Here is a 501-nt window from a genome sequence, read left to right on the forward strand (position 1 = left end):
ATGCCGTAACGAGATTGGTTTCAACGACAGAGCAGATCGGTTCTCTAAACGAGCAAATGACAGAATTGGCCGCTGCTGCCGAGCAGCAATCTCACGCAACGCAATCCATAAATGGGTTAATGGCAGGCATTACACAGTCGGTCGAAATGGTGGCGAGTAACAGTCAGCATGCTTCTGAGACGTCGTTGCAAGTGAAGCAACAAGTCACTGAGTTGAATCAACAAATGGCCATGTTTAAAACGGCTTAGAACCCCCCAATGAATGCTCCTCGACCATGAAGAAATACAATGGTCGAGGGTTTCAACTATTCTACTACTCACATAACCTAATTGCTCATTGAGTTTAGTTATTAAATCTATAGCTAAAACCAAATTTCCTTCCTCACCGCTCAGATCTAATATGACTCCATCGGCAGCAAATACTGCAAAAGAATTTTTAAACTTTACTCTCCAAGGAGCAAGATTATGAGCAAACAAGTAAGCTTAATTGGTCTAGATCGTC

1 pseudogene is annotated in these 501 nt (G+C 42.5%); it reads left to right on the forward strand.

The features are described 5' to 3' along the window. Positions 1-248 (forward strand): annotated as a pseudogene (locus tag R7R24_RS30895) (methyl-accepting chemotaxis protein); the annotation flags it as partial. Positions 249-501: the final 253 nt, after the last annotated feature.

Source organism: Vibrio sp. 704 (assembly GCF_033339295.1).